This window comes from Otoolea muris, from assembly GCF_943193115.1.
Classification (GTDB): domain Bacteria; phylum Bacillota; class Clostridia; order Lachnospirales; family Lachnospiraceae; genus Otoolea; species Otoolea muris.
Window position 1 is genome coordinate 30,484 of the sequence record NZ_CALPCY010000024.1, and the last position, 24,966, is coordinate 55,449.

27 protein-coding genes and 1 pseudogene are annotated in these 24,966 nt (G+C 52.2%); 23 read left to right on the forward strand and 5 right to left on the reverse strand.

The genetic code is table 11. From position 1 onward, the window contains the following. Positions 1-104: 104 nt before the first annotated feature. The 5 genes and pseudogenes from NFS31_RS14905 to NFS31_RS14925 all read right to left on the reverse strand — a co-directional run. Positions 105-416, reverse strand: coding sequence for a hypothetical protein (locus NFS31_RS14905; RefSeq protein WP_251496542.1), 312 nt, complete (start codon positions 414-416; stop codon positions 105-107). A gap of 18 nt (positions 417-434) precedes the next feature. Beyond that, positions 435-1,784: a plasmid recombination protein gene (locus NFS31_RS14910; protein ID WP_251496637.1), complete on the reverse strand. Its 1,350-nt coding sequence runs from the start codon at positions 1,782-1,784 to the stop codon at positions 435-437. A 352-nt stretch (positions 1,785-2,136) separates the two neighbouring features. Next, complete coding sequence (locus NFS31_RS14915; RefSeq protein ID WP_251496546.1) at positions 2,137-3,114, reverse strand: AAA family ATPase; 978 nt, start codon at positions 3,112-3,114, stop codon at positions 2,137-2,139. Between the two features lie 98 nt (positions 3,115-3,212). After that, the gene (locus NFS31_RS14920) at positions 3,213-3,602 is read right to left on the reverse strand and encodes a plasmid mobilization protein (RefSeq protein WP_251496549.1); all 390 of its coding nucleotides are present in this window, start codon (positions 3,600-3,602) and stop codon (positions 3,213-3,215) included. Beyond that, positions 3,599-3,775: pseudogene (locus tag NFS31_RS14925) on the reverse strand (site-specific integrase); the annotation flags it as partial. The gene NFS31_RS14920 and the pseudogene NFS31_RS14925, both read right to left, overlap by 4 nt. Before the next feature lie 173 nt (positions 3,776-3,948). On the opposite strand from NFS31_RS14925, the gene NFS31_RS14930 reads away from it, so the two are divergent. The 23 genes from NFS31_RS14930 to NFS31_RS15040 all read left to right on the forward strand — a co-directional run bounded on the left by NFS31_RS14930 (position 3,949) and on the right by NFS31_RS15040 (position 24,955). Beyond that, the gene (locus NFS31_RS14930; protein WP_251496552.1) at positions 3,949-4,197 is read left to right on the forward strand and encodes a SymE family type I addiction module toxin; all 249 of its coding nucleotides are present in this window, start codon (positions 3,949-3,951) and stop codon (positions 4,195-4,197) included. Continuing rightward, positions 4,184-4,630, forward strand: a complete 447-nt coding sequence (locus tag NFS31_RS14935) for a DUF5348 domain-containing protein (RefSeq protein WP_251496555.1) — start codon at positions 4,184-4,186, stop codon at positions 4,628-4,630. The genes NFS31_RS14930 and NFS31_RS14935 overlap by 14 nt, the downstream gene beginning before the upstream one ends. A gap of 2 nt (positions 4,631-4,632) precedes the next feature. Continuing rightward, a complete protein-coding gene (locus NFS31_RS14940) occupies positions 4,633-5,415 on the forward strand; it encodes a ParA family protein (protein ID WP_251496558.1) in 783 nt (260 codons plus the stop codon). After that, positions 5,412-6,329, forward strand: coding sequence for a ParB/RepB/Spo0J family partition protein (locus NFS31_RS14945; protein ID WP_251496563.1), 918 nt, complete (start codon positions 5,412-5,414; stop codon positions 6,327-6,329). The genes NFS31_RS14940 and NFS31_RS14945 overlap by 4 nt, the downstream gene beginning before the upstream one ends. A 136-nt stretch (positions 6,330-6,465) precedes the next feature. Beyond that, on the forward strand, positions 6,466-7,434 hold the full coding sequence (locus NFS31_RS14950) for a DUF6017 domain-containing protein (RefSeq protein WP_251496566.1): 969 nt from the start codon (positions 6,466-6,468) through the stop codon (positions 7,432-7,434). 95 nt (positions 7,435-7,529) lie between these two features. Further along, positions 7,530-7,985 (forward strand): DUF3846 domain-containing protein, encoded by a 456-nt coding sequence (locus NFS31_RS14955; protein ID WP_251496569.1) that lies wholly within the window; start codon positions 7,530-7,532, stop codon positions 7,983-7,985. Beyond that, positions 7,982-8,449 carry a hypothetical protein gene (locus NFS31_RS14960; RefSeq protein ID WP_251496571.1) on the forward strand — a complete coding sequence of 156 codons (468 nt, stop codon included), beginning with the start codon at positions 7,982-7,984 and terminating at the stop codon, positions 8,447-8,449. The genes NFS31_RS14955 and NFS31_RS14960 overlap by 4 nt, the downstream gene beginning before the upstream one ends. 37 nt (positions 8,450-8,486) lie before the next feature. After that, positions 8,487-8,954, forward strand: a complete 468-nt coding sequence (locus NFS31_RS14965; RefSeq protein WP_251496573.1) for a PcfB family protein — start codon at positions 8,487-8,489, stop codon at positions 8,952-8,954. Between the two features lie 50 nt (positions 8,955-9,004). Further along, on the forward strand, positions 9,005-10,729 hold the full coding sequence (locus NFS31_RS14970) for a VirD4-like conjugal transfer protein, CD1115 family (RefSeq protein ID WP_251496641.1): 1,725 nt from the start codon (positions 9,005-9,007) through the stop codon (positions 10,727-10,729). A 225-nt stretch (positions 10,730-10,954) separates the two neighbouring features. Continuing rightward, positions 10,955-11,170, forward strand: a complete 216-nt coding sequence (locus NFS31_RS14975) for a Maff2 family mobile element protein (RefSeq protein ID WP_251496575.1) — start codon at positions 10,955-10,957, stop codon at positions 11,168-11,170. Positions 11,171-11,184: 14 nt separating this feature from the next. Then, entirely contained in the window at positions 11,185-12,054 is an 870-nt protein-coding gene (locus tag NFS31_RS14980; RefSeq protein WP_251496577.1) for a VirB6/TrbL-like conjugal transfer protein, CD1112 family, read from the forward strand. Between the two features lie 12 nt (positions 12,055-12,066). Beyond that, a complete protein-coding gene (locus NFS31_RS14985) occupies positions 12,067-12,684 on the forward strand; it encodes a septation protein SpoVG family protein (RefSeq protein WP_251496580.1) in 618 nt (205 codons plus the stop codon). A gap of 52 nt (positions 12,685-12,736) precedes the next feature. Beyond that, positions 12,737-13,252 carry a DUF3849 domain-containing protein gene (locus NFS31_RS14990; RefSeq protein ID WP_251496582.1) on the forward strand — a complete coding sequence of 172 codons (516 nt, stop codon included), beginning with the start codon at positions 12,737-12,739 and terminating at the stop codon, positions 13,250-13,252. Then, on the forward strand, positions 13,253-13,675 hold the full coding sequence (locus NFS31_RS14995; protein WP_251496585.1) for a PrgI family protein: 423 nt from the start codon (positions 13,253-13,255) through the stop codon (positions 13,673-13,675). Positions 13,676-13,715: 40 nt separating this feature from the next. Continuing rightward, a complete protein-coding gene (locus NFS31_RS15000; RefSeq protein ID WP_251496645.1) occupies positions 13,716-16,070 on the forward strand; it encodes a VirB4-like conjugal transfer ATPase, CD1110 family in 2,355 nt (784 codons plus the stop codon). 27 nt (positions 16,071-16,097) lie between these two features. Then, complete coding sequence (locus NFS31_RS15005) at positions 16,098-16,997, forward strand: DUF6674 family protein (protein WP_251496588.1); 900 nt, start codon at positions 16,098-16,100, stop codon at positions 16,995-16,997. Beyond that, the gene (locus NFS31_RS15010; protein ID WP_251496591.1) at positions 16,994-20,188 is read left to right on the forward strand and encodes a CD1108 family mobile element protein; all 3,195 of its coding nucleotides are present in this window, start codon (positions 16,994-16,996) and stop codon (positions 20,186-20,188) included. The genes NFS31_RS15005 and NFS31_RS15010 overlap by 4 nt, the downstream gene beginning before the upstream one ends. 35 nt (positions 20,189-20,223) lie before the next feature. Next, positions 20,224-21,144 (forward strand): radical SAM protein, encoded by a 921-nt coding sequence (locus NFS31_RS15015; RefSeq protein ID WP_331482680.1) that lies wholly within the window; start codon positions 20,224-20,226, stop codon positions 21,142-21,144. Beyond that, on the forward strand, positions 21,113-21,364 hold the full coding sequence (locus tag NFS31_RS15020) for a DUF4315 family protein (protein ID WP_251496594.1): 252 nt from the start codon (positions 21,113-21,115) through the stop codon (positions 21,362-21,364). Before NFS31_RS15015 ends, NFS31_RS15020 begins: the two co-directional genes overlap by 32 nt. Beyond that, complete coding sequence (locus tag NFS31_RS15025; protein ID WP_251496596.1) at positions 21,354-22,379, forward strand: DUF4366 domain-containing protein; 1,026 nt, start codon at positions 21,354-21,356, stop codon at positions 22,377-22,379. Before NFS31_RS15020 ends, NFS31_RS15025 begins: the two co-directional genes overlap by 11 nt. A 3-nt stretch (positions 22,380-22,382) precedes the next feature. Then, positions 22,383-22,592, forward strand: coding sequence for a hypothetical protein (locus tag NFS31_RS15030; RefSeq protein WP_251496599.1), 210 nt, complete (start codon positions 22,383-22,385; stop codon positions 22,590-22,592). Then, a complete protein-coding gene (locus NFS31_RS15035) occupies positions 22,576-23,301 on the forward strand; it encodes a class D sortase (protein ID WP_251496602.1) in 726 nt (241 codons plus the stop codon). The genes NFS31_RS15030 and NFS31_RS15035 overlap by 17 nt, the downstream gene beginning before the upstream one ends. 13 nt (positions 23,302-23,314) lie before the next feature. Continuing rightward, positions 23,315-24,955: an MSCRAMM family protein gene (locus tag NFS31_RS15040; RefSeq protein WP_251496607.1), complete on the forward strand. Its 1,641-nt coding sequence runs from the start codon at positions 23,315-23,317 to the stop codon at positions 24,953-24,955. Positions 24,956-24,966: the final 11 nt, after the last annotated feature.

Here is a 24,966-nt window from a genome sequence, read left to right on the forward strand (position 1 = left end):
TCATCTCCCATATCTTAAATCATGCTTTCGATTATAGCACTTTCTCTCTGTATCTGCCACTATAAAATACAGGGCATAGAAACCGCCACGCCCCATATTTTTTATCATTCCAACGATTTTTCTATTTTGTATTTCTGCCCTTTCAAATCCTTCTGTTTTTCATAAAGATTGTTCCGCTCTTTACAGAGTTCTTTCATACGTTCCAACTGCGCCCGCACTCCCTCCCGGCAATCCGGCTCTATCTTTTTATATTCTCCGGTCAGATTGCGGATTGTATTATTGTTTTCCTTTATCTGTTCCGACAGACATACCCAGTCTATCAGATTTTGCACTTCTTTGTCCGTTTCGTAAAGGTCTGTATCTGCCACGATTTTAGCGCACAGCCGTATCATCACTTTTTTCTCCATATCTGTCATATCCTATCAATCCCTTTCCTATCGGCTCATTTCTAAGGTACGTTTCGGGCGTTTATTTGCCTTTTCTGCCTGCTCTAATGCTTTTGACCGTTCCACTATCGACTGTACCTGTTCCCTTCCTAAATGACGCTCCAAAAGCTCCAAATCAGACGCTTTTTCCTGCAATCGGTCTATGGTATCGTTCTGCTCCATGACTTTATCCGTCAAGCGGCTAATCTGCACTTGTTGTCCGTCTACTTTGGCGGTCAGCTTCCTGCCTTGCTCCGTAAGCTGTACGCATTTAATAGTCAGATTTTTAACGACCTCTTTCAATTTCTCCACAAGCGGTAAAGCCTTTTTATCCCGGAATGCCTTTGCGCTCATCAATGCGCCCGGCTCTGCCAACTGCCATTTCATATCTTCATCATAGGCGTGTATATTGCGCTCCATGACTTCCTTTGACTGCGCCATTTTGTTAATGTCCTGCTGTAACTTTTTCTGCTGTTTCTCCAACTTTTCATTTTCGGATAACAGCTTTTCTTTATCCTCTGCCAATGTTTCCGCCTGCTCTTTCAAAAGAAGATTTGTAGCGGAAAGTTCTGATACTTCCTCCCGGATCGCTTCGCCCTCTTTCCGTATCTGTTCCGTTTCCTGTCCTGCCGTTATCTGCTGATGAAGAATATTGGATAATTTCTTTTTGCCGCCGGAAATCGTCTGCTCCAGTTCATCAACTTCTTTTGCACGTTCTTTTTTCTCAAAATCTAAAACAGATAAATGCTTCTCATGCGTTCCTTTCTTCTCCCACTCAATATCATGCTTTAGCATAATCTCCGCAAGCCGTTCTTTCTCTGCCGCTACCCACTGGTTACGCTCTGTTTCGCTCCTTGTGCCGCCCTTAAATCCAAGTGCCGCCAATGCCTTTTTTAAGGACACCCTTGTTTCAAGCCCCCGCTTGCTTCCAGTCGTATAAGGTATAAAATCTATATGCAGATGTGGCGTTGCTTCGTCCATATGGAGATAGGCAGAGAACACCCTCAATGTAGGATTGCGCTGTTGGAAGTCCTGCATATATTTATCAAGTATTTTTGCCGCAAGCTGTCCGTCCTCTGTTTTTGCTCCCATATCGTCTTTATTCCCGATTTGCAAAATAATTTCATGGAACGGCTTTTCCTGTTTGCCGGAACAGATTTTCTCATAGTAATCATCAATCCGGCGGTCACTTCTGATCTGCTTCTCATTGTACCGGGCGAGTGCTTCATCAAATAATTCATGGTAAACATCTTTGATATTTTCGTTGCAGTATTCCACGTTCAGACAACTCCGTTCCGGGTCAGTGTTCTTTGCGTGGAATTTTCTGCTGTTGTGGTTGACAGAGCCTTTCCCTGTCATAACGCTGATAGTCCGCTTCAATCAATTTCCCTTTCTCCCTATCGGGTAATGAGCGCCGGACACGGCGCATAGCCTTTGTTACTTTCTGCGAAAGTAACGCAAAAGCACTTTTGTCAGCTACGCCAACAAAAATGCAACCCGCAAGCGGGTTTTGCGCCCTGCCGGGGGCTTTTCCGTCCTACCGGACGGGGCGGCTTTTCGCCGCCTTGATACCGCCGCTTCCCGGCTTCCTCCCAACAGCGCAACATTGCAATGTCTATAATTTTTGCAACCTTGCAATCTTCAAGAGCGCAATTCCAAGACTGCAAAATTCTAATACCCTGCATTGTTGCGCTGTTGCCTTGCTCGTCCGTCACTGTCTGATTTTATCCAGTTCCCAATACCATGTGTTGTTTATCCGCTTCGCCCGGACACCCAACTCTTTCTTCGCATTTTCCAGCGTCCGCTTCGATATGCCCTGTTCGTCTGCAAGATTGAAAACCTCATTGCTTTGTATGGCGTTGTTTGTTTCTGCCAGTTCCCGAAGTAACCGTTTCGCCTGTTCCATTTTATTTGCTTTTGGAGCAATGCCGCCTAACACTTCATCAGCTGTAATCTCATAATCTCCAAGCCACTCAAAACCGTCCTCCAACAGTGCAAATGCTTTCGGGTGTCCGAACGCCGCAAGGTTGTTTTTAATCTGCACCACAGCCCTTATATTTTCTTCTCCCTCAACCCTGCCGACTAAGAGAACGCTTCTAGCGACTGCAAAGAAATCAATCGAACCCATTCCCCGGTATGCCGCCTTATTTCCCGCCGCCTTGTTCATGTGCCCGACAAGGACAATCGCACACTGGTATTTCTCTGCCAGTGCCGCTAATTTCTTCGTCATATCCCTTGCTTCATTTGCCCGGTTCATATCCATACCGCCGCCCAAATAGGCTTGTATCGGGTCTAAAATCAACAGCTTTGCGCCTGTCTTTATAACAGCTTCTTCCAAGCGTTCATCTATCATAGAAAGGGATTTTATCTTTTCATCAATGACCGAGATTTTCTCACAGTCTGCCTTTGCCTGTTCTAACCGGGGCTTTACCGTATCGGCAAGACCGTCCTCCGCACTCTGATAGATTACATTCAAAGGCTCTGTAAAGTTCATTCCTCCGTCTAAACTTGCTCCCTTAGATAGCTTCGCCGCTACATTCAGTATAAATGTTGTCTTTCCGTCACCCGGATCGCCTTGAACAATAGTCAGCTTGCCATAAGGAATAAATGGGAACCAAAGCCAAGAAACTTCCTGCGACTGTATCTCCGACAATTTAATCAACTGTAATTCAATTTTTGTTTCTTCCATAATGCCCTCCATTTCTGAAAAATCGTTGCCACTGGAAGAAACCTCTGCTATACTTGTATTGTGAGGTTGATAACAGAGGTTTTCCAGTTATCACAGCCCTAACAGTTGCCGCTGTCGGGGCTATTTTCTTCTCCGCTGATGTTACCCTGCCACAGATATTTTGCTCCGTCCAATACCCACAGGATAGCTTTCAGCATATCAAGACAGTCATTCCGCATATCTTCCAGTCCCTCCGGCGTTAAATCTGCATCTGTCTTTTCAAACTGTTCCGTCACTTCCCGGATATTGGTCTGCATTATCTTTAGTTCCTCTACCAACTGATAAACCAGTTCTTTTTTGCCGACCACGCACACCCGGTTATAAATACAGGAACGGACAAAATAATCTTTCTTAGAAAGTCCGCTTGCCAAAATCTTTGCTTCGATTTCTTCCCTCTCTCTGGGGGAAATGCGAAAGCTGATTGTCGGGTATTTATGCACTCCACTCATTCTTCTTCCTCCCTGCTGTTCTCAATCTCCAATTTATCTGCAAGTTCCCCCTGCTTATTGGGATATAAATGTGAATAAGTATTTAATGTTGTTTCGATTTTCTCATGCCCTAACCGTTCCGCAATCGCTAATGGCGTAAAACCCATTTCCACGAGCAGCGAAGCGTGGGAATGCCCGTACAGTATAATAAAGACAAATCGGAGAACCCCCGTAAAATCAAGGGATTCCGCGATTTGTCTTTATTCTTTTTCCGCTTATTTTTATAAAAATCAGGCTCCGAAAAGTGAGCCAGAAAGGGTAATGTTACATTAGCGACAAAATTATTTTAACAGAAATGGAGGCATGGATGGAAACCAGGAAATTGACCGTTTACTGGGGAAGTACCAAAGCGTACAACCCAATCCCCAAGATCATACTGCAAGGGCACTGGCTTAGTGATCTGGGCTTTTCCATAGGTGACAAGGTGACTTTATCCTGTCAGCAGAATAAAGTCATTATCGAACGGATCATAGAGGATCAGGAACAACAGGAGCAGGATGTAAAACAGGAAGCTGGCAGACGTCAGAGGAAGGGGAATACAAATGGCAGATATTAAAAAAGTCTTCGCAGAAGCACAGAAACTCAACTGGAATATTGAAAACCTTTTGAGATTATCAACTTTTGAACCGTATGGGGATCTGAGCGGTCTCCATATTGATTATGAGGACAGTGAGCAGCTTTTTCTCAGCCAGGAACTCCGGGAGATCCTGGAGAAGCTTTCCACCGTAAACCACAGGCTGAAATACCTTTCCCGCCCGGTCAGGAAAACCAGCCGCTTACATAAGAACCGAAGCGGCAGATACGAAACCGCAGACGGGCATTACTACACGAGCGGCCAGGGGATCGAGGCTCTGGTGCCGGAAGGGTATCCAGAAGTGATGTGCTGGGTATGGACACGGGTGGAGCATGACGGAAAAGATTATTATCTGGTGGGGCATCATGATGTGTGCATGGACGGGCTTACTGTTCGTGTAAGAGAGGAGGCATAGCAATGGGAGCGACGGTCTACTGCCTGTGTAATCAAAAAGGCGGATGCGGCAAGTCCATGAGTTCGGTAAGCCTGGGGATCGGGCTTGCCCGTGAAGGGAAAAAGGTACTTCTGGTGGACGTGGATGCACAGGGTTCCATGACCGCAAGCCTTGGCTATCAGCACCCTGACCGTATGGAGGTCACGCTGGCGACAATACTGGGCGCTGTCATCACGGATTCTCCCCTGCCGGATGGCGGGGGGATCCTCCACCACGAGGAGGGTGTTGACCTTCTTCCGGCCAATATTGAATTGTCCGGGCTTGAGGTCACGCTGGTCAATACCATGAGCAGGGAAACGATCCTGCGCCAGTATCTCCGAACCGTGCGTAACAAATATGATGTCATTATCCTGGACTGTATGCCTTCCCTTGGTATGCTGACGATCAATGCTCTGGCGGCAGCGGATGAAATACTCATACCCGTACAGGCCCAATACCTCTCGATCAAGGGTCTGGAGCAGCTGATCCGGACGATCGCAAAGGTAAAACGGCAGATCAATCCGGGGCTGTCTATTGCCGGGATCCTGGTCACGATGGCAGATATGCGGACAAATTATGCAAAGGACATCGTGGAGATCCTGCATAAAACCTACGATGGGAAGCTGCGGATATTTGACAGCATTATCCCCCTGTCCGTCCGGGCAGCGGAAACCAGCGCGGAGGGAAAGAGCATTTATCTCCATGACCCCGCCGGCAAAGTGGCAGCAGCTTACCAGGCACTGACCAGAGAGGTGGTGGGCAGGTGAAAAGCAGCGCAAAGAACATTGAACTGACCACTTTTGATGACCTGTTCACAGCTGGGAACCCGCCAGGGGAGGCTGGCGGAGCAATCCGGGAGATTGCCCTTACAGACCTTTTCCCTTTTAAGGGGCACCCGTTCAAGGTGCTGGACGACCAGGCCATGGAAGAAATGGTGGAAAGTGTACGGGAGCATGGCATCCTCGTTCCGGGGATTGTCCGTCCCCGTGAGGAAGGCGGATATGAACTGATCGCAGGCCATAGGCGCAGACATGCTTGTGAACTTGCCGGAAATACAACCATGCCGGTGATCGTCCGGGAACTGGATGATGAAGAAGCAACTCTTTTTATGGTGGACAGCAATCTACAGCGTGAGAACCTGCTCCCCAGTGAAAAGGCATGGGCCTATAAAATGAAGCTGGACGCGATCCGCCGCAGGGCCGGCAGGCCGGGTAAAGGAAATTCTGGACAAGTTGTCCAGAATTTAAAGGGGAAGGCATCGGTGGAAATTGTAGCAGAAAACGCGGGGGAAAACTACAAGCAGGTGCAGAGGTTTATCCGCCTGACAGAACTCCTTCCCCGGCTCCTGCAAATGGTTGATGATAAGAAACTGCCGTTTAATCCGGCCGTGGAACTGTCCTATCTTACGCGGGAGGAACAGGAAATGCTCCTTGCACTGATGGAAAAACTGGCCGCAGTCCCCTCTCTGGAACAGGCAAAACGCCTGAAAAAGTACAGCCGGGAGGGGAAACTGGGTGCGGATGTAATGGACGCAATTCTGACGGAGGAACGCCCGGTTCCCGTCCAGGTGACATTGAAAAATGACAGGTTAAAGAAATATTTTCCCCAAAGCTACACCCAAAAACAGATGGAGCAAGTGATCTTCTCCCTTCTGGAAGCATGGAAAACCAAACAGGAATAAGGCCGCATAAGCCGCCCGGTGACTGACTGATTCGTTACTGGGCGGCTTTTTTGCGTTCACGATACATTTGCCCTGGCAGACTTTTTACCTGCCGGGGCTTTTTTTGTTTCAAAAACCGGAAAAGGAGGCAGAAAAAATGCCGTTACAACTGGATTATTACTATGGCAACGAAGCGGAACAATACAGTTTTTACCGTATCCCCAAAGTGCTGTTTACGGACGGACGCTTTAAAGGCTTGTCTGTGGAGGCAAAGGTGCTTTATGGGCTGCTGCTCGATCGTATGGCGCTTTCCGTGAAAAACAACTGGATGGATCAGGATGGGCGCGTATATATCATCTACACCATCGCTGACGTGATGGAAACCCTTGGTTGTGCGGAGCAGAAGGCAAACAAACTTTTAAATGAACTGGACATGGCCAAAGGCGTGGGGCTGGTGGAACGTGTCCGGCGCGGGCTTGGGAAACCCAACGTGATCTATGTCAAAAACTTTATTGACAAAGGAAAGCCGGAACTCCGGCAGGAATCACAAATCAAGAATTGTGAAAATCACAAATCAGGAAATGTGAAAACCACAAGTCAGGAATTGCGAAAATCACAAACTAATAATACTGACTTAAATAAAACTGACCAGAGTGATACTGACCCATCTATCTATCCGGCAGGGATGGAACCTGTGGCTGTGGAAACTGTGGATAACTTTTCAAAGGCAAAACACGGAGAGATGGATGGGATAGATAAGATGTCTGCTTACCGTGAACTGATAAAAGAGAACATCAGCTATGAGATACTCTTGCAGGATAACCCTTACGATAAGGAGCGGCTAGACGGCTTTGTGGAACTGATGGCGGAGGTCTGTTGCAGCAGACGGCTTACTGTACGGATCAACCAGGAGGATATGTGTACGGAGGTGGTAAAGAGCCGCCTGCTGAAGCTGGACAGTGAGCATATCCGCTATGTTATGGACTGCCTGGACAAGAACACCACCCTAATCGGCAATATCCGGGCATATACCCTCTCCGCCCTGTTCAATGCCCCGGTGACGATCAGCCAGTATTATTCCAGCCTTGTCAGTCACGACATGGCAAACGGCTTTGGCGTGGGATAAAGGCAGATTTCTTTTTCCGCTGGTAAATTTTTATCGCTGTGAAAGCCCCTGCGGGCTGGCACATAAACAAGAAGAATTAAAGGAGGATAACAAACATGACACAAAACATGGACATTCTGATCGTAGAGCCGGGGAAAGCGCCCCGTCCGGCTGTGATCCCCAACACACTGGAATCTGTGGAAACGGTGCTGGGCGGCGCTGTGCAGGTGGGATGTTTCCTGCCCCAGAGGGTGCTTCTTTTCAGCCGGGAAGATACAACGGGGCTTGCTCCGAACCGCTGCCTGCCGGGGAAAGACGGTTATATCAGCGGCACATTTCTGTTGTGCGGCATACCGGAGGAGGGATGCCTTTTGGATTCCCTTACCGCGAGACAGCAGAAAGAGTTCCAGGACATTTTCGTAAGGCCAGGGGAATTTATGATGGTCGGCAGCACAGCTTATGCGGATCCGGATGATGTGGCGGATGCGGTCTACAGCCTGTGGGATACCCTCTCCGATGGTGATACGGTAGTGCTGACCAAGTGGGGAGGGAATCAGGAGGAAAACGCATGAGCAACTCTATGGACTATGGAGCAAAACACCCTTTAACGGAGCAGATGGTAACCACACTGAAAACGGTGTTGGATCAGAACATGACCGAATTCCATGCATCACTTCTGGATATGGATAAGGAAGATATCATTGCCCAGAGCGCAGAGATCGCTGCTATGCAGGCGGCATACGACTTTATGAAAGAGGATTTCAAGTATGAACGGGGCGATGCAGAGACTTTACTCCGTATGGAAAACCCTCTGAGATTTATTGCTGACCAGTGGCCTTCTAATATGGCTGAACTGTTTGAAATGAGTGGGCAGATGCGCGAAGCGATCATGGATGCCGATAGAGACGCAGCAGAGGAAAAGCCCTCTGTACGTTCAGAAAAACCCTCGATCTTAAGCGACCTGAGCGATAAAAAGCGTGAAGCCGGTCAGCGTAATATGGCCGAGGGCAAGTCTAAAGGCGGTGAGGCCCGATGAAGCAGCCAACCGTTTGCAGGAAGGGAGGTAAAGCATCATGCAGGACGAAATAAGGGATAAATCCGTCGCTCTTGTGATACGGGTAGGGAAAGACGGCGGACGGCTGACAACGGAACTTTTGAAATGGGCGATCCGGCAGTACCAGAAACAGGCGCATGGGCAGAAACACGGCAAACAGAGCGTCAAGAGCCTTGTGAAGCAGGGAGCCGGCGTACAGAACATCGAGATCACAGACCAGAACATCAAGTCTTTTGAACGGTGCGCCCGTAAATACGGTGTGGATTTTGCCTTGAAAAAAGATCCGGCACAGGGGAGATACCTTGTGTTCTTCAAGGCCCGTGATGCGGATGCACTGAATGCTGCTTTTGCCGATTATACCGCAAAGACCTTGAAGAAGCAGAGGAAGCCGTCGCTGAAAAAACAGCTTTCTCAGTTCAAGGAGATCGTGAAGGGGCTGGTATCCGGCAGGGAGAAGAACCGGGACAGAGGAGGACATGAGCGTTGAAAAATATTGAGATCAAAAAATATGTCATCCCGAACCTGCCCTATGTGTTCATGTTCTGGTTTTTCTCCAAGATCGCGGAGTGCTACCGTCTTTCCGCTGGTGGAGATGTGGTCACAAAGGCTATGGCAGCGATCTCCGGCCTGGGAACGGCTATCACAAAGAACCCGCTCCCAGGTTTCCACCCCCGTGACCTGCTGATCGGCGTTATTGGAGCCATTGCTGTCCGGGCTGTCGTGTATTTCAAAGGAAAAAACGCAAAGAAATATCGGCACGGCGTAGAATACGGCAGTGCCCGCTGGGGGACGGATACGGATATAAAACCTTTTATCGACCCAAAGTTTGAGAACAATATCCTGCTGACACAGACGGAACGGATCATGATCGGCAGGAACAAGATACCGAAGTATAACATCAATAAAAATGTACTGATCATCGGCGGTTCCGGTTCCGGCAAGACCCGCTTCCATGTGAAGCCGAACCTCATGCAGATGAACAGTTCCTATGTGGTCACGGATCCGAAAGGCACGGTGGTTCTGGAGTGTGGGAAGATGCTCCAGCGCGGCGGATATGAGATCAAGATCCTGAATACCATCGACTTTAAACAGTCCATGCGGTACAACCCATTCCGCTATCTGCGCTGCGAGAACGACATCTTAAAGCTGGTCAACTGTATCATGGAGAACACCAAAGGCGAGGACAGCAAAGGCGGGGAAGATTTCTGGAGCAAGGCGGAAGCCCTTTACTATCAGGCGCTGATCGCCTATATCTGGTATGAGGCACCGGAGAATGAAAAGAATTTTAACACGCTGCTGGAAATGCTCAACGCATCCGAAGTCCGCGAGGAGGACGAAACTTTTAAAAATGCGGTGGATATGATGTTTGACCGCCTGGAGCAGAGGGATCCGGAGCATTTTGCCGTCCGCCAGTATAAAAAGTATAAAATGGCGGCGGGCAAAACCGCAAAATCTATCCTGATCTCCTGCGGCGCAAGGATGGCCCCCTTTGACATCAAGGAAGTCCGCGACCTGATGATGGATGATGAACTGGAACTGGAAAAGCTGGGCGACCGCAAGACCGCCCTGTTCTGTATCGTCTCCGACACGGATACCACTTTCAATTTCATCGCTTCCATGGTCTATACCCAGATGTTCAATGTACTCTGCGACCGGGCACTGGAAAATGGCGGCGCACTGAAAACCCATGTCACCTGCCTGCTGGATGAGTTTGCAAACCAGAAGATCCCCAACTTTGAACACCTGATCTCCGTGATCCGGAGCCGGGAGATCTCCGCCCATGTGATCGTCCAGACCCAGAGCCAGCTGAAAGCCGTCTATAAAGACCATGCGGAAACCATTATCGGCAACTGCTCCTGCGTTCTTTTCCTGGGCGGTAAGGAACAAAGTACCTTAAAGGAGATCTCCTCCATGCTCGGAAAAGAGACCATAGACAGTTTTAACACATCTGACACGCGGGGAAGCCAGCGCAGCTATGGGCTAAACTATCAAAAATTGGGAAAGGAACTGATGACACCCGATGAACTTGCGGTCATGGACGGAGGGAAATGTATCCTCCAGGTACAAGGCGTGCGTCCATTTTTCTCCGACAAGTTTGACATCACAAGACACCCGCAATACAAATACCTTTCAGATGCAGACCCGAAAAACACGTTTGACGTGGCGAGATTCCTGAAACGCCGCCTGAAGGTCAGGCCGGATGATGTGTTTGAGGTCTGCGAACTGGAAGCACCACCAGAAACTGGCAACTCCGCCGTCTGACTATGTTCAGGCGGCTTTTTTAATGGAGGTAATCTTTATGAGGATACGCGCACCGCCTTTTAAAAACATCTCAGGACAGAAAAGCGTATGCACATAAAAAGAAAGGAGACGGAACCGGATGATGGATCCCATAAAAATAACAAATCAGTCGGGATTTGCTCTTTCTTTCCTGAGAATCAATGATACAAAAACAACAAAACAAAAATTCCGGTTTCAACATTTTATATGGCATTTTTCGCAAGCGCAATCGACACTTTGAAAGTACTCGTTATCGCATTAGGCGCAGGACTTGGCGTATGGGGCGTGATCAATCTGCTTGAGGGCTACGGCAATGACAACCCTGGTGCCAAATCGCAGGGAATGAAGCAGCTGATGGCCGGCGGAGGTGTTGCCCTGATCGGCATGAACCTGATCCCCCTGCTGGCGACCCTGTTTAACTAAGGCAGGTATCGCTTATGCTGAATATCCTCGACCAGATCGGGCAGTGGATCAAGGATTTCCTGATTGAGTGCATCACAGGGAACCTTGCCGGGCTGTTCGACCAGGTGAATGACGCGGTCGGGGACGTGGCAGTGGACGTGGCAAGGACACCCCAGACATGGAACTCTGGGGTGTTCTCCATGATCCGCTCCTTGTCAGATAATGTGATCGTCCCCATAGCCGGAATCATACTCACCTTTGTCCTGTGCTATGAACTTATCAGCATGATCGTGGAAAAGAACAATATGCACGATTTTGACACTTTCAATCTCTTTAAGTGGATCTTCAAGGTATATGTTGCAACTTACCTTGTGACTCATACGTTTGACATCACTATGGCCATCTTTGAACTGTCACAGAGGGTCGTACAAAGGAGCGCCGCCGTGATCACCGGGAACACGAGTATCCCGTTCAGTACCGTCCTTGGGAACCTAACCACACAGCTTGATACGATGGGGATCGGGGAACTGTTCGGGCTGTTGGTTGAGACTGTGCTGATCCGGGTCACGACCCCTATCCTCTCCGTCTGCGTCATGCTGGTACTTGTGGGGCGCATGGTGGAGATCTACATCTACTGCTCCGTGGGCGCGATCCCTTTTGCCACCATGACCAACCGGGAATGGGGCCAGATGGGGAACAATTACCTGCGTGGGCTGGTAGCCCTTGGATTGCAGGGATTTTTTATCATGGTCTGCATCGCCATTTATTCTGCCCTGATAGCGGGCATCGGCGCTGCCCCCAATATCCATAAAGCGATCTGGAGTTGTGCCGGATATACCCTGCTCCTATGCTTTTCGCTGTTTAAGACCAGTTCCATATCCCGCTCCATATTCAATGCACATTAAAGGAGGCGGCCTATGGGGGAAAGACGGATGCCGGCGCGTTACCGCATGGATGAAACCGGGCAGATGCGCCGGACATGGAATGGGAAGCTGCCAGAAGAATTTAAGGAAAAAGACCTGCTCCTGTTTGCCATAGACACGGATATCCTGGTGAACGGGCGCGTGACAGCCGAAACAAAAAACGCGATCCGGGAGGCAGGCTACCGTTATGAGGACGGGAACCTCCTGCCCCTGGAGACACAGAAAAAGGAGGACATCATGGAAAACCAGAAAAACACGCTGGAGGTCAGTGTAAAAGTATACCCCCTCCAGGAGAAAGGGGGAAATCTCCTTGCCTTTGCCAGCGCAACGATCGGAGGCTGTTTTGCCGTCAACGGGATCCGCATTATGGACAGCGAAAAAGGGAAATTCGTCGCCATGCCCAGCAGCAAAGGAAAAGACGGTAAATACCATGACATATGCTGCCCAACTACAGCAGAAATGCGTCAGGCGATCAACAAGGCCGTGTTGGGGGAATACCAGAAAACGGTAGAAAAACCTTCCCTGCGCGGGGCACTGCAAAATGCGGCAAAAGAAGCCGCCGCACGCCCCGCGCCGAATATGCCAAGGACGGCAGATAAGGGGGCACGGTAAAGGCTCCAACCAGATACAGGGCGGAAAAGATCATGACCAGGAGGAAAACAACATGGAATATCCGAAACTCTATCAATTATCAGTAACAGAAGCGCGGGCCAGGGACGAGATCACCATGTTCCGGGAATCCCATAAGCTGAACATCGCATGTAAAAACGCAGTTGAGGCAACGATCCGTGAAAATTTTGACGGTTTCCACCTGAAAGCAGGCTGCACGAAAGCGGTGATCGAAGAATACGGGATCGAACGGGTGGACTGGGTGCTGGCAAACACCGTCCAGAAGAAAGACTATGATGGCCGCTTTTCCAGGGACAACAAGGCATGGGCAAAGACATTCCCTATCCCGGAAGGCGGTTCTTCTATGTTTGACCACCGGCTGGAATATATCGTGGAGAGCCACCCGGCTGTGCTGGACGGGTTTATCCGCCTTGTCCGCCAGGAACCGGGCAGGGAAAAAACGGCAGTGGAGAAGGAAGAAGGGAAACGCTCGATCCGGGAGCAGCTATCCGTACCGCCGTCTGCCGGGGAAAAGCCCCAGATAAAAAACAAAGACCGGGAGGTGAGGTAAATGGCGTTTGTACCTGTGCCAAAGGATCTGACAAAGGTTAAGACCAAAGTGGCACTGAACCTGACGAAACGGCAGCTTGTATGCTTCGGCCTGGGCGGGCTTATTGGGATACCCGCTTACCTTTTCAGCCGCGGCAGCATCGGGAACGAATCAGCGGCCCTGCTGATGATCGCCCTCATGCTGCCTTTTTTCGCATTTGGCATCTATGAGAAGGACGGGCAGCCGCTGGAAAAAGCGTTGAGGAACTTTATCAATGTTTCCTTCCTGCGGCCTCCGGCCCGGCCTTACCGTACCAACAATGGCTATGCCGCCCTCATGCGGCAGGCAGATCTTGATAAGGAGGCAGAAAAGATTGAAAACAAAACAGCAGGCAAAGCAGGAAAAAGTCCTGCAAGCCGCAAAAAACCAGTACAAAAAAGATAAAGCAGATCTAAGGGCACTCCGTCTCTCACCGGACGGGAAACTGACGGGCAGGGAGAAAAAACGCCTTGTCGCTTCTATTAAAAAGGCAAAGCGCGATGGACGGATACCAAAGACGGCACAGGAAACGATTCCCTACCAGGAGATGCGGCAGGATGGTATCTGTGTGGCAGGTGGGAACTATTACACAAAACAGATCGAATTTCTGGACATCAACTACCAGCTTGCACAGAATGAGGACAAAAACATCATTTTTGAGAACTGGTGCGATTTCCTCAACTATTTTGACGCATCGATCCGTTTTCAGCTTTCCTTCCTGAACCAGAAAGCCGATATGGAGAAATTCCGGAAATCTATTGAGATACCGGAACAGGACGACAGGTTCAACGAGATCCGGCGGGAATATGCCGGTATGCTCCGGGGACAACTCGCCAGGGGCAACAACGGACTGACAAAGACCAAATATATCACCTTTGGTATCGAGGCGGACGACATCAAGGCAGCAAAGACCCGCCTGGAACGGATCGAGGCCGATATCCTGGCAAATTTCAAGGTGCTTGGGGTGAAAGCCCGGTCTCTGGACGGATATGAACGGCTTTCCATCCTGCACCAGATGTTCCACCCCTCCGGGGAAAGGAAGTTCCGTTTTGCCTGGGACGCGATCTGGAAAACGGGCCTGTCCAGCAAGGATTTTATCGCGCCGGACAGCTTTACCTTCCAGAACGGCCAGTATTTCAGGATCGGGCAGACCTACGGGGCCGTCTCCTTTTTGCAGATCTTAGCGCCGGAACTGACTGACCGTATGCTGGCGGATTTCCTTGACCTGGAGAACAGCATGATCGTCACGCTGCATATCCAGTCCATAGACCAGAGCGCGGCCATAAAGACGGTGAAGCGCAAGCTGACCGACCTGGACAAAATGCGCATTGAGGAGCAGAAAAAGGCGGTACGGGCAGGGTACGATATGGACATCATCCCCACTGACCTTGCAACGTATGGAAATGAAGCCAAGTCGCTGCTGGAGGATCTGCAGAGCCGCAACGAGCGCATGTTCCTTGTCACGATCCTTGTGATGAACACGGCAGTAAAACGGCAGAAACTGGAGAACAACGTGTTCCAGGCAGCGGGGATCGCCCAGAAATATAACTGTGTCCTGCGCCGTTTGAGCTATCAGCAGGAGCAGGGTTTTCTGTCCTCTCTCCCATTAGGCGTGAACCAGGTGGAGATACAGAGGGGGCTTACCACCAGCAGCACGGCGATCTTTGTGCCGTTCACCACCCAGGAACTCTTCCATGCAGGGGAATCGCTGTATTATGGGGTCAACGCCCTTTCCAACAATCTGATCATGTGCGACCGGAAAAAGCTGAAAAACCCCAACGGCCTGATACTGGGGACCCCCGGAGCCGGAAAATCCTTCTCCGCAAAAAGGGAGATCACCAACGCTTTTCTGATCACGACGGACGATATCGCCATTATCGACCCCGAAGCGGAATATTCCCCGCTGGTGACAGCCCTGGGCGGGCAGGTGGTCAAGGTATCACCGACTTCCAGCCATTACATCAATCCTATGGACATCAACTTAAATTACAGTGAGGACGATGACCCTCTGATCTTAAAGAGCGACTTTATCCTCTCCCTGATGGAACTGATGATGGGAAAGGTGGAGCCGGATGAAAAGAGTATCATCGACCAATGCCTGCGCCGGGTATACCACCGCTTTTTTGACGACCCGGTGCCGGAGAAGATGCCGATCTTACAGGATCTGTATGAGGAGATCGAGAAGTACGGCGGGGAACGGGCGCGGCATGTGGTGGACTGCATGGCGATCTATGTGACCGGCTCCTTAAACGTATTTAACCACCGGACGAACGTGGATATCCAGTCCCGCATCGTCTGCTATGACATCAAGGAACTGGGGAAGCAGCTGAAAAAGCTGGGGATGCTGGTGGTGCAGGATCAGGTCTGGGGCCGCGTCACGGTGAACCGGGAAGCCCATAAGTCTACCAGGCTCTATGTTGACGAATTCCACCTTTTACTGAAGGAGGAACAGACCGCCGCCTATTCCGTGGAGATCTGGAAGCGTTTCCGGAAATGGGGCGGGATCCCGACAGGGATCACCCAGAATGTAAAAGACCTCCTTTCCTCACGGGAGATCGAGAACATCTTTGAGAACAGCGATTTTATCTACATGCTCAACCAGGCCGCCGGCGACCGGCAGATCCTGGCAAGACAGCTGAACATCTCCCCGCACCAGCTTTCCTATGTGACCAATTCCAATGCCGGTGAGGGGCTTTTGTTTTATGGGAATGTGATCATACCTTTTATCGACCATTTTCCCAAGCAGACCCATTTATATAAGCTGCTGACGACCCGGCCCGAAGATCTGGCAGAAGCCTGATAAAACATCGGCAGAAAGGAGGCTGAAATGATGAACGAGGGCAACACACAGGGCGGGCAGCTTATGGAAAACGAAGCGGTACGGCAGTTTTTAGATCTGCTGATGAAAAACAGGCCGGATGCTGGACAGGACTATTCCATTATGCTCTGGCAGATGGAAAGCATGATGGAGCAGTTAAAGGCAGCGACCCATGAACTGGCGCAGGCAAAGGAGCAGCTGGCCAAAATGCAGGAAAGCCCGGAAAAAAGTTTTGTTTCCCGTGCGGCAGACGCAGTGGAGAAACGGCTCCATGCCATGCAGGAGGGGATCGTGGGATTAAGGGATCGCATTATAGAAGGCGCAAAGGAAGCGGTCGCCGGAGTGAAACAGAACGGCGTAAAAGCACTGGACAAAGCGGTTTCTGCGCTGGGGATAAGAAAGACGCTGGAAGCCATGCAGGAGAACCTGTCCGGCTCCATGACGGATATCAGACAGTCCATTGAGAAAGTGGAGACGATGGGGAAGGAACTGCGGAGTGTGGGCGGGCATTTAAAAAATATAGGACGTGCCGCTGCCGGGAAAGAACTTGTGGCAGTGGACGGAGGCACGGAAGGCCGTTTCCAGGCGGCTGTCCTTGCTCCCCTGCGCACGGAGCGGAATATCCTGGGTAAGCTGAACAACCTGACCCTTGCCGCAATCGGCAGCGTGGAACGTCTGGAGCAGACGGCGGGGAAGGAACAGATGGAGACCAAAGACGGCGCAGGCGGAAAAGAAAAACAGAAAGGGACAGTCGATCTGGACGAACTGGAACCTCCGCCGGACAAGGCGAAGGGGATAAAAGAAAAACCTTCCGTGCTGAAAGACCTGAAAGAGAAAAAAGACCGGGCAGCCGCCCACACTGCCCCTGTGCCGGATAAAGAACGCAGGACGCCGGAGGCAGCTTTATGAGGGGGCAGGAATTTAAGGCGCGGGATAAGAAAGTCCAGAAAATGACCCGCGACGGCCTGACGGAAAAGAATCTGACCCAGGGAACGGAACAGCGGATCAGCAGCCGGCTGGCGGATGCTTCTTTCCGGCAGAAAAAACAGCCGGACACCGCCGCCGGGCATCGCGCCCAGGGACGCATACAGGAGCAGGAAAAAGGCCAGGCACATAAGCCGCTGTACCAGCAGACGGAAACATCTCCGATACAGCCGGATGCCGCAGACCGTTTTTCGGATGCTACCGCACCGGAGGTGTGGGGGCCGGCCAATGCCCCCGCTTCCATGCGGGAAGCCGCAGATGCGCCCATGTTCCAGGAACAGTCCTCCTCTGAGGCGGAAAGAGCCGCCAGTGATAACAGCGCACCGCAGAAACCGGCGAAAAAACACCAGACGGCCCCTGCCAGACAGGGAGACACACCAGAAAGCAGCCGGAAGCCTGATACTATGGAGAAAACCGGATCTGGAAGGAAAACGCAGGAGGCGGTAAGGCGGCTTTATGAGGCGGACACACCCGTTCCGGTCAAAGATACCGGATCGGGCAGTGTACAGAAGGAACGGACACCTGCGCCCCATGGATCCGGTCGGCTGCAATTTGACAAAGGGGAAAAGGCCGGGGAACCGGAAAAAGACCAGGCAGCACTCAAAAAGAAACTTGCAGTAAAATTCTCTGCGGATACCGAAAAACCGGCGGATGAAAGCCTGCCAGGGGCTGGGAACATAGCCGAAGAATCCACGGAACCGGGTCGGTTGCGGTTCGGCCATGAAAAAAGAAAGGAGACAACGCCCAAATACCGAACCGCCTTAAAAAAGAAGCAGGCAAGGAAGTTTTCCGCTAACGCCGCAAAATCGGAAACGACAGAGGAAAGGAAGAAACCCCTCGTGCCCCAGGAAAACGGACGGCTGCGGTTTGACCATGAGGAAAGGAAGAAGGCACCCGCCCGGAACCGGGCAAAGGAAAAACAGAAACTGGCGGCGAAATTCTCCGCTGAAGAAAAAAGGCCGGAAAGCCCGCCCCGCCTGCAATATGACCGGAGCGAACTTCCGCCGGAGGAACGTAAGACTACTACCCCGGCAAAAAACGGCGCGCCAGAACCGGACAACGCGCAGGGAATGACCCGCCCGCAAAAGAAATATGAAACGGCACAGCGCCGGGTGGAGACAGCCGGAAAAAAGCTGGAAAAAGCACAATCCAGGCTTCCCACCCGCCGCCGCGTCCATCTGCAGAAACAGTATGACAGCAGGTCGGGGAAAGTGAAACGCCGCCTACAGTTTGAAACGGAGGTGATACCGGAATATGAAAAGCCTTCCCTGCCCAAACAGGCGGGAACCGCCCTTCGCAGGACGGCCACCACTGCCGCTGCCTTAAAGCTGCATCAGAAGATCCGGGAAACCGAGCGGGACAACGTGGGCGTGGAGGCAGCACATAAAGCGGAGTTTACGGCAGAACGTGTGGGAGGACGGATCTTGCGCTGGAATAAACGCAGGCTTCATGAAAAGCCTTACCGCGAGGTACGCCGTGCGGAAAAACGCCTTGCCAAAGCCAACGTGGACGCGGCCTACCAGAAACTCCTTATGGATAACCCGCAGTTACAAAAGAAAGCCTTTGCCAAATGGATCCAGAAGCAGAAACTGAAACGTAAATATGCGGCGGCGGCAAGGGAGGCGGCCAAGGGTGCGGAGCATACCATGAATGTCCTGACCGCAACCGGACAGGTGATCCGCGCCATGGTCCAGAAGATCGTGGCGCACAAGGCTATCCTGGGGATCATTGCGATCGGTGTCCTTATCATAGTTTTGTCCGGTTCCCTGTTCTCATCCTGCTCCGCCATGCTCACCGGAGTACAGTCTGCGGTGATATCTACCTGCTATGTGGCAGAGGATACGGAGATTGAACGGAGCGAACTGCGTTATACCGAACTGGAGACAGACCTGCAAAGGAACATTAACAGTACGGAAACGGACAATCCTGGCTATGACGAATACCGTTACAGCATCGGGGAGATCGGCCACAACCCTTATGAACTGATGGGATACCTTTCGGCGGCATATGGAGATTTCACTTATGCACAAGTGGAGGCGGAACTGAACCGCCTGTTCGGGCAACAGTATCGGCTTACCCGGACACAGATCGTAGAAACCCGCACCTACATAGATGACGAAGGCGAGGAACAGGAATATGACTGGTATGTTCTCCAGACCACCTTGACCGTGCGCCCGCTTTCTGGCATCATCGCGTCCAGCCTTGCCCCAGGAGACCAGACAGACCGCTATGGCGTGTATATGCAGACCTGTGGCAACCGCCAGTGCTACGCAAATCCCTTTGATCTTGCGTGGCTTTCTTATGTCACCAGTCCCTATGGTTATCGGACGCACCCTGTTACCGGCGCAAAAGATCTCCACCGGGGCATCGACATCGGTGTGGCAGCCGGAACCCCGATCAAGGCGGCGCAGGACGGGCGTGTGGTATCGGCGGGAAATGCCGGGGACTATGGCCTGTGCGTGGTGATCGAAGGGGAGAACGGCTACCAGTCAAAGTATGCCCACTGCTCCTCCCTCTCGGTAAGGGCAGGCCAGGAGGTCAGGCGTGGCGATGTGATCGCCGCTGTGGGGAGTACAGGAAACAGCACCGGGGCGCATTTACATCTGGAAGTCACCCATAACGGACAGTATCTGAATCCCTATTATTATGTGGACAACGGTGGTTACGGATACCTTCCGGGCGGCGGTGCAGCCGGTATGCCTGACTTCCCGGAAAATCCAGGGGCGGCTATGGGTGACGGCAGTTTTACGGCCATGCTCACGGAAGCAGAGAAATACCTGGGATTCCCTTATGTCTGGGGCGGCTCCTCGCCTGCTACTTCCTTTGACTGCTCCGGATATGTGTCGTGGGTGATCAACCATTCCGGCGTGGGCAGTGTGGGACGGCAGACGGCGCAGGGCCTTTATAACCTCTGCACTCCGGTTTCCAGAAACGACATGCAGCCGGGGGATCTGGTCTTTTTTACCGGAACTCGTTCTACAGCGGCTCCGGTCACCCATGTGGGGATCTATGTAGGCGGGAACCGCATGATACACTGCGGCAACCCCATTTCCTACGCCAATCTTGATACAAGTTACTGGTTATCAAAATTCTACAGTGGGGGCAGACTGCCCTGAAAGGAGGGATCACACTGAAAATAGGACTGATCGACGTGGACGGCCACCGATGGCCGAACCTTTGCCTGATGAAATTATCCGCTTACCACAAGGCACGGGGCGACACCGTGGAATGGCATGACGGGCGCAGGCGGTATGACCTTGTTTACATGAGCCGCGTCTTTACGGACAGCTATTCCAAAGACTTTACCGGCACGATCCGCGCTGACCGGATCATCAGGGGCGGTACGGGTTACGGGCTTTCTAACCGCCTGCCCGATGCCGTGGAACATATCTGCCCGGATTACGGGATCTACCCGCAGTTTGCCGGGACTGCCTACGGCTTTTTATCGCGCGGCTGTCCCAGGGGCTGCGGGTTCTGTATCGTAGGGGAAAAAGAAGGGAAAAAGGCGGTGGCGGTGGCAGACCTCTCCGAGTTCTGGTCGGGGGAAAAAGAGATCAAACTTCTGGACGCGAACCTGTTAGCCTGCCCGGACTGGGAGCGGCTCTTGGGGCAGCTTGCAGACAGCGGGGCGATGGTGGATTTCACCCAGGGGCTTGATATACGGCTCATGACACCGGAGAAGGCGGCTGCTTTGAACCAGGTAAAGACAAAGATGCTGCATTTTGCGTGGGATAATCCGGAGGATGACCTGACACCGTATTTCCGGCGGTTTTCGGAACTGACATCTGTGAAGGACTGCCGGAAGCGGCGCGTCTATGTCCTCACCAATTTCGGCAGCACCCATGAACAGGATCTGTACCGCATCTATACCCTTCGTGACATGGGATATGACCCTTATGTGATGATCTATGAGAAACCCACCGCCCCGCCTGATACACGCCGGCTCCAGCAGTGGGTGAACAACAAATGGTTCTTCCGCGCCGTGCCGGATTTTGATGAGTTTGACCCGAACTGGCGCAGGAAGCAGAAAGGAGCAGGAAATGAAGATCGAACGTCTGAGAGCGGATCTTGAAAACGCAAGGCAGAAAGCCGCCCAGTGGCAAGCGCGGGCAAAGGACATTGAACGCCAGATCACGGAGCATGAGAACATGGAGATCATCCAGGCTGTGCGCGGCGTTACTGCATCACCGGAAGAACTGAGAACGATCCTGGGGCTGATCCAGTCCATGAAGGAAGTACCCCAGGGAAACCCTATCAAAGTAGAGGAGGAAACAACACCATATGAAAACTGATATCCGATACGCATTATCCGCGCTTGTGCTGTGCATAGGCGCATTTTTAACGCCTGCGACGGCATTTGCGGCAGGCGGAGCCGACACCACACCGCCAAGGGTCAGCGCCAAAGCCGCTGACGGTATGCTCCATATCGAGGCGACGGATGACGATTCCGGTGTGGAAGCCATCTACATCTCCGGGAAGCGGGTCAACTACCGTGTGGACGGCGCACTGGATCTGGATTTCGAGGATTTTGCACCGGACGGGCAGGAAACCGTGGAAGTCTATGGGATCGACTTTGCCGGGAACCAGTCAGAGACCGTGGAAGTAAAAAATCCCCGCTACCAGGCGCCCGAGCCGGAACCGGAGCAGAGGCCGTTCACCCCGGACGGGCAGGCTTCTGTCCTTGACCATGCCACCGAGGAAGAAGGAAAGGAATTTTATACCTTTGTCACGCCGGAGGAAAACATCTTTTACCTGGTGATCGACCGCCAGAGGGAATCCGAAAACGTGTATTTCTTAAACGCGGTCACGGAAAATGATCTGCTGGAACTGGCGGAAAAGAGCAAGGAAGGGACAGCCGGAGGAGAAAGCGCCGTGCCGGTGGCCGAAGTCTGCTCCTGCACCAGACAATGTGAGGCCGGGGAGGTGGATATGGCCTGCCCGGTGTGCAGCAACGACCGAAAAGCCTGCACAGGGGAGCCAAAAGAAACGGAAGAAAAAGAAACCGAGCCGGAAAAACCGAAAAAAGGCGGGGGTGGAACTTTTCTCTTTATCCTGCTCGCTGCTCTGGCAGCCGGCGGAGCCGGATATTATCTGAAAGTCTATAAGCCTAAGCACGACCTGGACGATGCGGAGGATCTGGATGACCTGCTGGACGAGGACGAGCCGGAAGTCAATGAAGATACCCAGATGCAGGAACAAACGGATCTGGAAGAACTGAATGCGGAACAGCCGGATCCGGATGCAGTATTTTATGACGATTATCCGGACGGGGACGACATGGGTGACGGGCAGGAACAGGAGGGATAACGCATGGCGCAGTTTACCGATTCCCCGTATGAGTACATGATGGCACAGAAGCCGTCAGCCAGGCAGGAAAGGGAAAAAGAGCCTGCGCCTTCCCTGCCCGGCAAGTGCCGGGGCTGTCCCTATGGACGCGACCGCCCCTGTGTCGGGTTCTGTATGAAGGCCCTGCTGTCCGGCACCAGCAAGAAAAGGAGGAAGTTTGAAACAAATACATAAAAAAGCACTTTTAACCGCCGCACTTCTGTCTGCGGCTCTTGCCGGAACCCTGCTGGCGTTGTCTCCTTTGTGGGTGCGGCACAGGGAGATGTGCAAACAGGAGGCAATGCTCACGCGGATCCAAAAGGAAGCAGGGGAAGCCCAGGAAAAGGAGGCACCCATGTCCGATGAGCCAGTCATAGAACCTCCTGCACTTATGGCAGCTTCGGAGGCTTCCCAGGAAGCAGAAACCAAAACCGCAGAAAACCCGCCCCCGGGATCAGAAACAGAAGCTGTATGCCGAAGGATCCAAAAACCGCAAGAAGGCACGGAGATCGGGATCCTCTCGATCCCCAAAATAGATGCGACGCTCCCGGTCACGGCAGGCGTGTCAGAGGAACAGCTGAAAGTCTCCGAAGGATGGGTAAGACAGACCGACCGGATCGGGAGTGAAGGGAACGCCGTGATCGCGGGCCACCGCAGCTATACGTTCGGGCAACATTTCAACCGCCTGGAGGAACTGGAGGCCGGGGATCCAATCGTCTTTACCACATCTGACGGCGAGACCATACCGTTTTCTGTAAGCGAGATCCTGACCGTAGAGCCGGACGACCCGGCAGTGTTTGCCCTGCCTTTAGGCGGCGGGGCGCAATTAACCCTTTATACCTGTACCCCAGCCAAAGTCGCAACGCACCGGCTGATCGTCCGTGCGCTGCGCGTGGAAGAATGAAAGGAGGAAATTTATGACCAAGAAGATCATCCCATTTTTTATGTCCCTGTGTCTTGTTGTCCTCATGGCAGCGCCCATGGCTGTGTGGGCGGCGGAGGAACTGCCCGCCGCCGAAACATCAGAGAGCGTGTCTGCAAATGATACAGGAGGAGCGGGGACACCGGAAACAGAAAACCGTGCAGCAGAGACAGCCCTGGAGGAGACCACACCGGAAACAGGCTGGCTTCATGTGACAAAAACGGATGAAACGACCGGCGGATCACTGCCCGGAGCGTCGTTCAAAGTGTACCATGCGGTAGACGGCACCGAAGCCGGGGAACTGCTGACAGGAAGCGACGGCACGGCACAGACAGCCCTCACTCCGGGGGAATATTACCTGCTGGAACAGTGCGCCCCGGAAGGCTACCAGCTGTCAGGAGAAACATACGCATTTGCCGTGGCAGGCGGGGAGACCAAAACCCTTACCGTCTCCAACAGCCCCCTGCCGGATCTAAAAACGGAAACCGGGACATTAAAGATCATAAAGACCGACGCGGAGAAAAAAGACACATTTCTGTCCGGAGCCGTGTTCTCCGTCTATGAAGAAGGAAGCGGCAGGAAAGCAGGGGAACTCATGACCGGAAAGGACGGCATGGCAGACGTGGAACTTCCCATTGGCGGCTATATCATAAAAGAGACCTCCGCCCCCGAAGGGTACGCCCTTTCTGCTGATCCGATCCGGATCTCCCTGCAGGCAGGCACCATAAAGGAATTGACAGTCACAAACCGCAGGGAAAAGAAAACAGAAGAGGTCGAAATCCCCGGCGCACTGCGTATCACAAAACGGGATCCGGAAAGCGGGAAACGCTTAAAGGGCGCTATCTTCGGCATTTATGATGAAAACACCGATAACTGCATGGGGGAAGTTACTACCGACCGGAAAGGCGTGGCGGAGATCGAACTGGAACCGGGCAGTTATTACCTCCTGGAACTGGAAGCCCCGGAAGGATACCGTCTGGACGAAGAAAAGATCGGATTCCGTGTGCAGTCCGGGAAAACGACGGAAAAGGCCGTTAAAAACGTAAAAGAGGAAGAAAAAGAAGAAAAGAAAGAAACCAGCGGGAAAGAGACCGGCGCACAGACCTCTCCGTTTGACAGCCTGTTCTCCGCCCTTTCGTCCGTTCCGATCTCGGACACATCGTCCTCTGCCGGTTCTGCATCGTCTGCCCGGACAGACGGCAGGGAGAGCCGGGATACAGCAGACAAAGAGACCGGAACCCTGCGGGTCGTCAATTCTGCCGCCGGAACAGGGGAAAAACTGTCCGGGCAGGTTCTGACCGTCTATAAGAGCGATGGAAAAAAGGCGGGGGAAGTGACGGTGAAAAACGGGAAGGGAACGCTCACTCTGGCAGAAGGTGATTATTACCTCCGGGAAAGAAGATCACCAGCAGGTTTTTTCGGGGAGACCGCCCGGATCCGCTTTTCTGTCACGGCAGGCATGACGACCGAGGTGGAGATCACCAGTGAACGGGACATGGAGCATACCGATCCCCAGGACATCATACCAAAGACCGGGGAGACGCTGCCCCTTCTCCCCCTGGGGCTGTCCGCGCTCTGCTTCCTGGGCGCTGCGGTGTGCGGCATCTCCCTTAATGGAATGAAACACAGGAAATAAATAAACAGACT

Coding starts and splice junctions, on each gene's coding strand:
- NFS31_RS14970 (WP_251496641.1), top strand. CDS start 9,005: ATGTTCTGGTTTTTCTCCAAGATCGCGGAGTGCTACCGTCTTTCCGCT.
- NFS31_RS14980 (WP_251496577.1), top strand. CDS start 11,185: ATGCTGAATATCCTCGACCAGATCGGGCAGTGGATCAAGGATTTCCTG.
- NFS31_RS15025 (WP_251496596.1), top strand. CDS start 21,354: ATGAAAACTGATATCCGATACGCATTATCCGCGCTTGTGCTGTGCATA.
- NFS31_RS15040 (WP_251496607.1), top strand. CDS start 23,315: ATGACCAAGAAGATCATCCCATTTTTTATGTCCCTGTGTCTTGTTGTC.
- NFS31_RS14990 (WP_251496582.1), top strand. CDS start 12,737: ATGGAATATCCGAAACTCTATCAATTATCAGTAACAGAAGCGCGGGCC.
- NFS31_RS14930 (WP_251496552.1), top strand. CDS start 3,949: ATGGAAACCAGGAAATTGACCGTTTACTGGGGAAGTACCAAAGCGTAC.
- NFS31_RS15030 (WP_251496599.1), top strand. CDS start 22,383: ATGGCGCAGTTTACCGATTCCCCGTATGAGTACATGATGGCACAGAAG.
- NFS31_RS14955 (WP_251496569.1), top strand. CDS start 7,530: ATGACACAAAACATGGACATTCTGATCGTAGAGCCGGGGAAAGCGCCC.
- NFS31_RS14960 (WP_251496571.1), top strand. CDS start 7,982: ATGAGCAACTCTATGGACTATGGAGCAAAACACCCTTTAACGGAGCAG.
- NFS31_RS15005 (WP_251496588.1), top strand. CDS start 16,098: ATGATGAACGAGGGCAACACACAGGGCGGGCAGCTTATGGAAAACGAA.
- NFS31_RS14965 (WP_251496573.1), top strand. CDS start 8,487: ATGCAGGACGAAATAAGGGATAAATCCGTCGCTCTTGTGATACGGGTA.
- NFS31_RS14910 (WP_251496637.1), bottom strand. CDS start 1,784: ATGACAGGGAAAGGCTCTGTCAACCACAACAGCAGAAAATTCCACGCA.
- NFS31_RS14915 (WP_251496546.1), bottom strand. CDS start 3,114: ATGGAAGAAACAAAAATTGAATTACAGTTGATTAAATTGTCGGAGATA.
- NFS31_RS14950 (WP_251496566.1), top strand. CDS start 6,466: ATGCCGTTACAACTGGATTATTACTATGGCAACGAAGCGGAACAATAC.
- NFS31_RS14905 (WP_251496542.1), bottom strand. CDS start 416: ATGACAGATATGGAGAAAAAAGTGATGATACGGCTGTGCGCTAAAATC.
- NFS31_RS15010 (WP_251496591.1), top strand. CDS start 16,994: ATGAGGGGGCAGGAATTTAAGGCGCGGGATAAGAAAGTCCAGAAAATG.
- NFS31_RS15020 (WP_251496594.1), top strand. CDS start 21,113: ATGAAGATCGAACGTCTGAGAGCGGATCTTGAAAACGCAAGGCAGAAA.
- NFS31_RS14920 (WP_251496549.1), bottom strand. CDS start 3,602: ATGAGTGGAGTGCATAAATACCCGACAATCAGCTTTCGCATTTCCCCC.
- NFS31_RS14935 (WP_251496555.1), top strand. CDS start 4,184: ATGGCAGATATTAAAAAAGTCTTCGCAGAAGCACAGAAACTCAACTGG.
- NFS31_RS14940 (WP_251496558.1), top strand. CDS start 4,633: ATGGGAGCGACGGTCTACTGCCTGTGTAATCAAAAAGGCGGATGCGGC.
- NFS31_RS14985 (WP_251496580.1), top strand. CDS start 12,067: ATGGGGGAAAGACGGATGCCGGCGCGTTACCGCATGGATGAAACCGGG.
- NFS31_RS14995 (WP_251496585.1), top strand. CDS start 13,253: ATGGCGTTTGTACCTGTGCCAAAGGATCTGACAAAGGTTAAGACCAAA.
- NFS31_RS14975 (WP_251496575.1), top strand. CDS start 10,955: ATGGCATTTTTCGCAAGCGCAATCGACACTTTGAAAGTACTCGTTATC.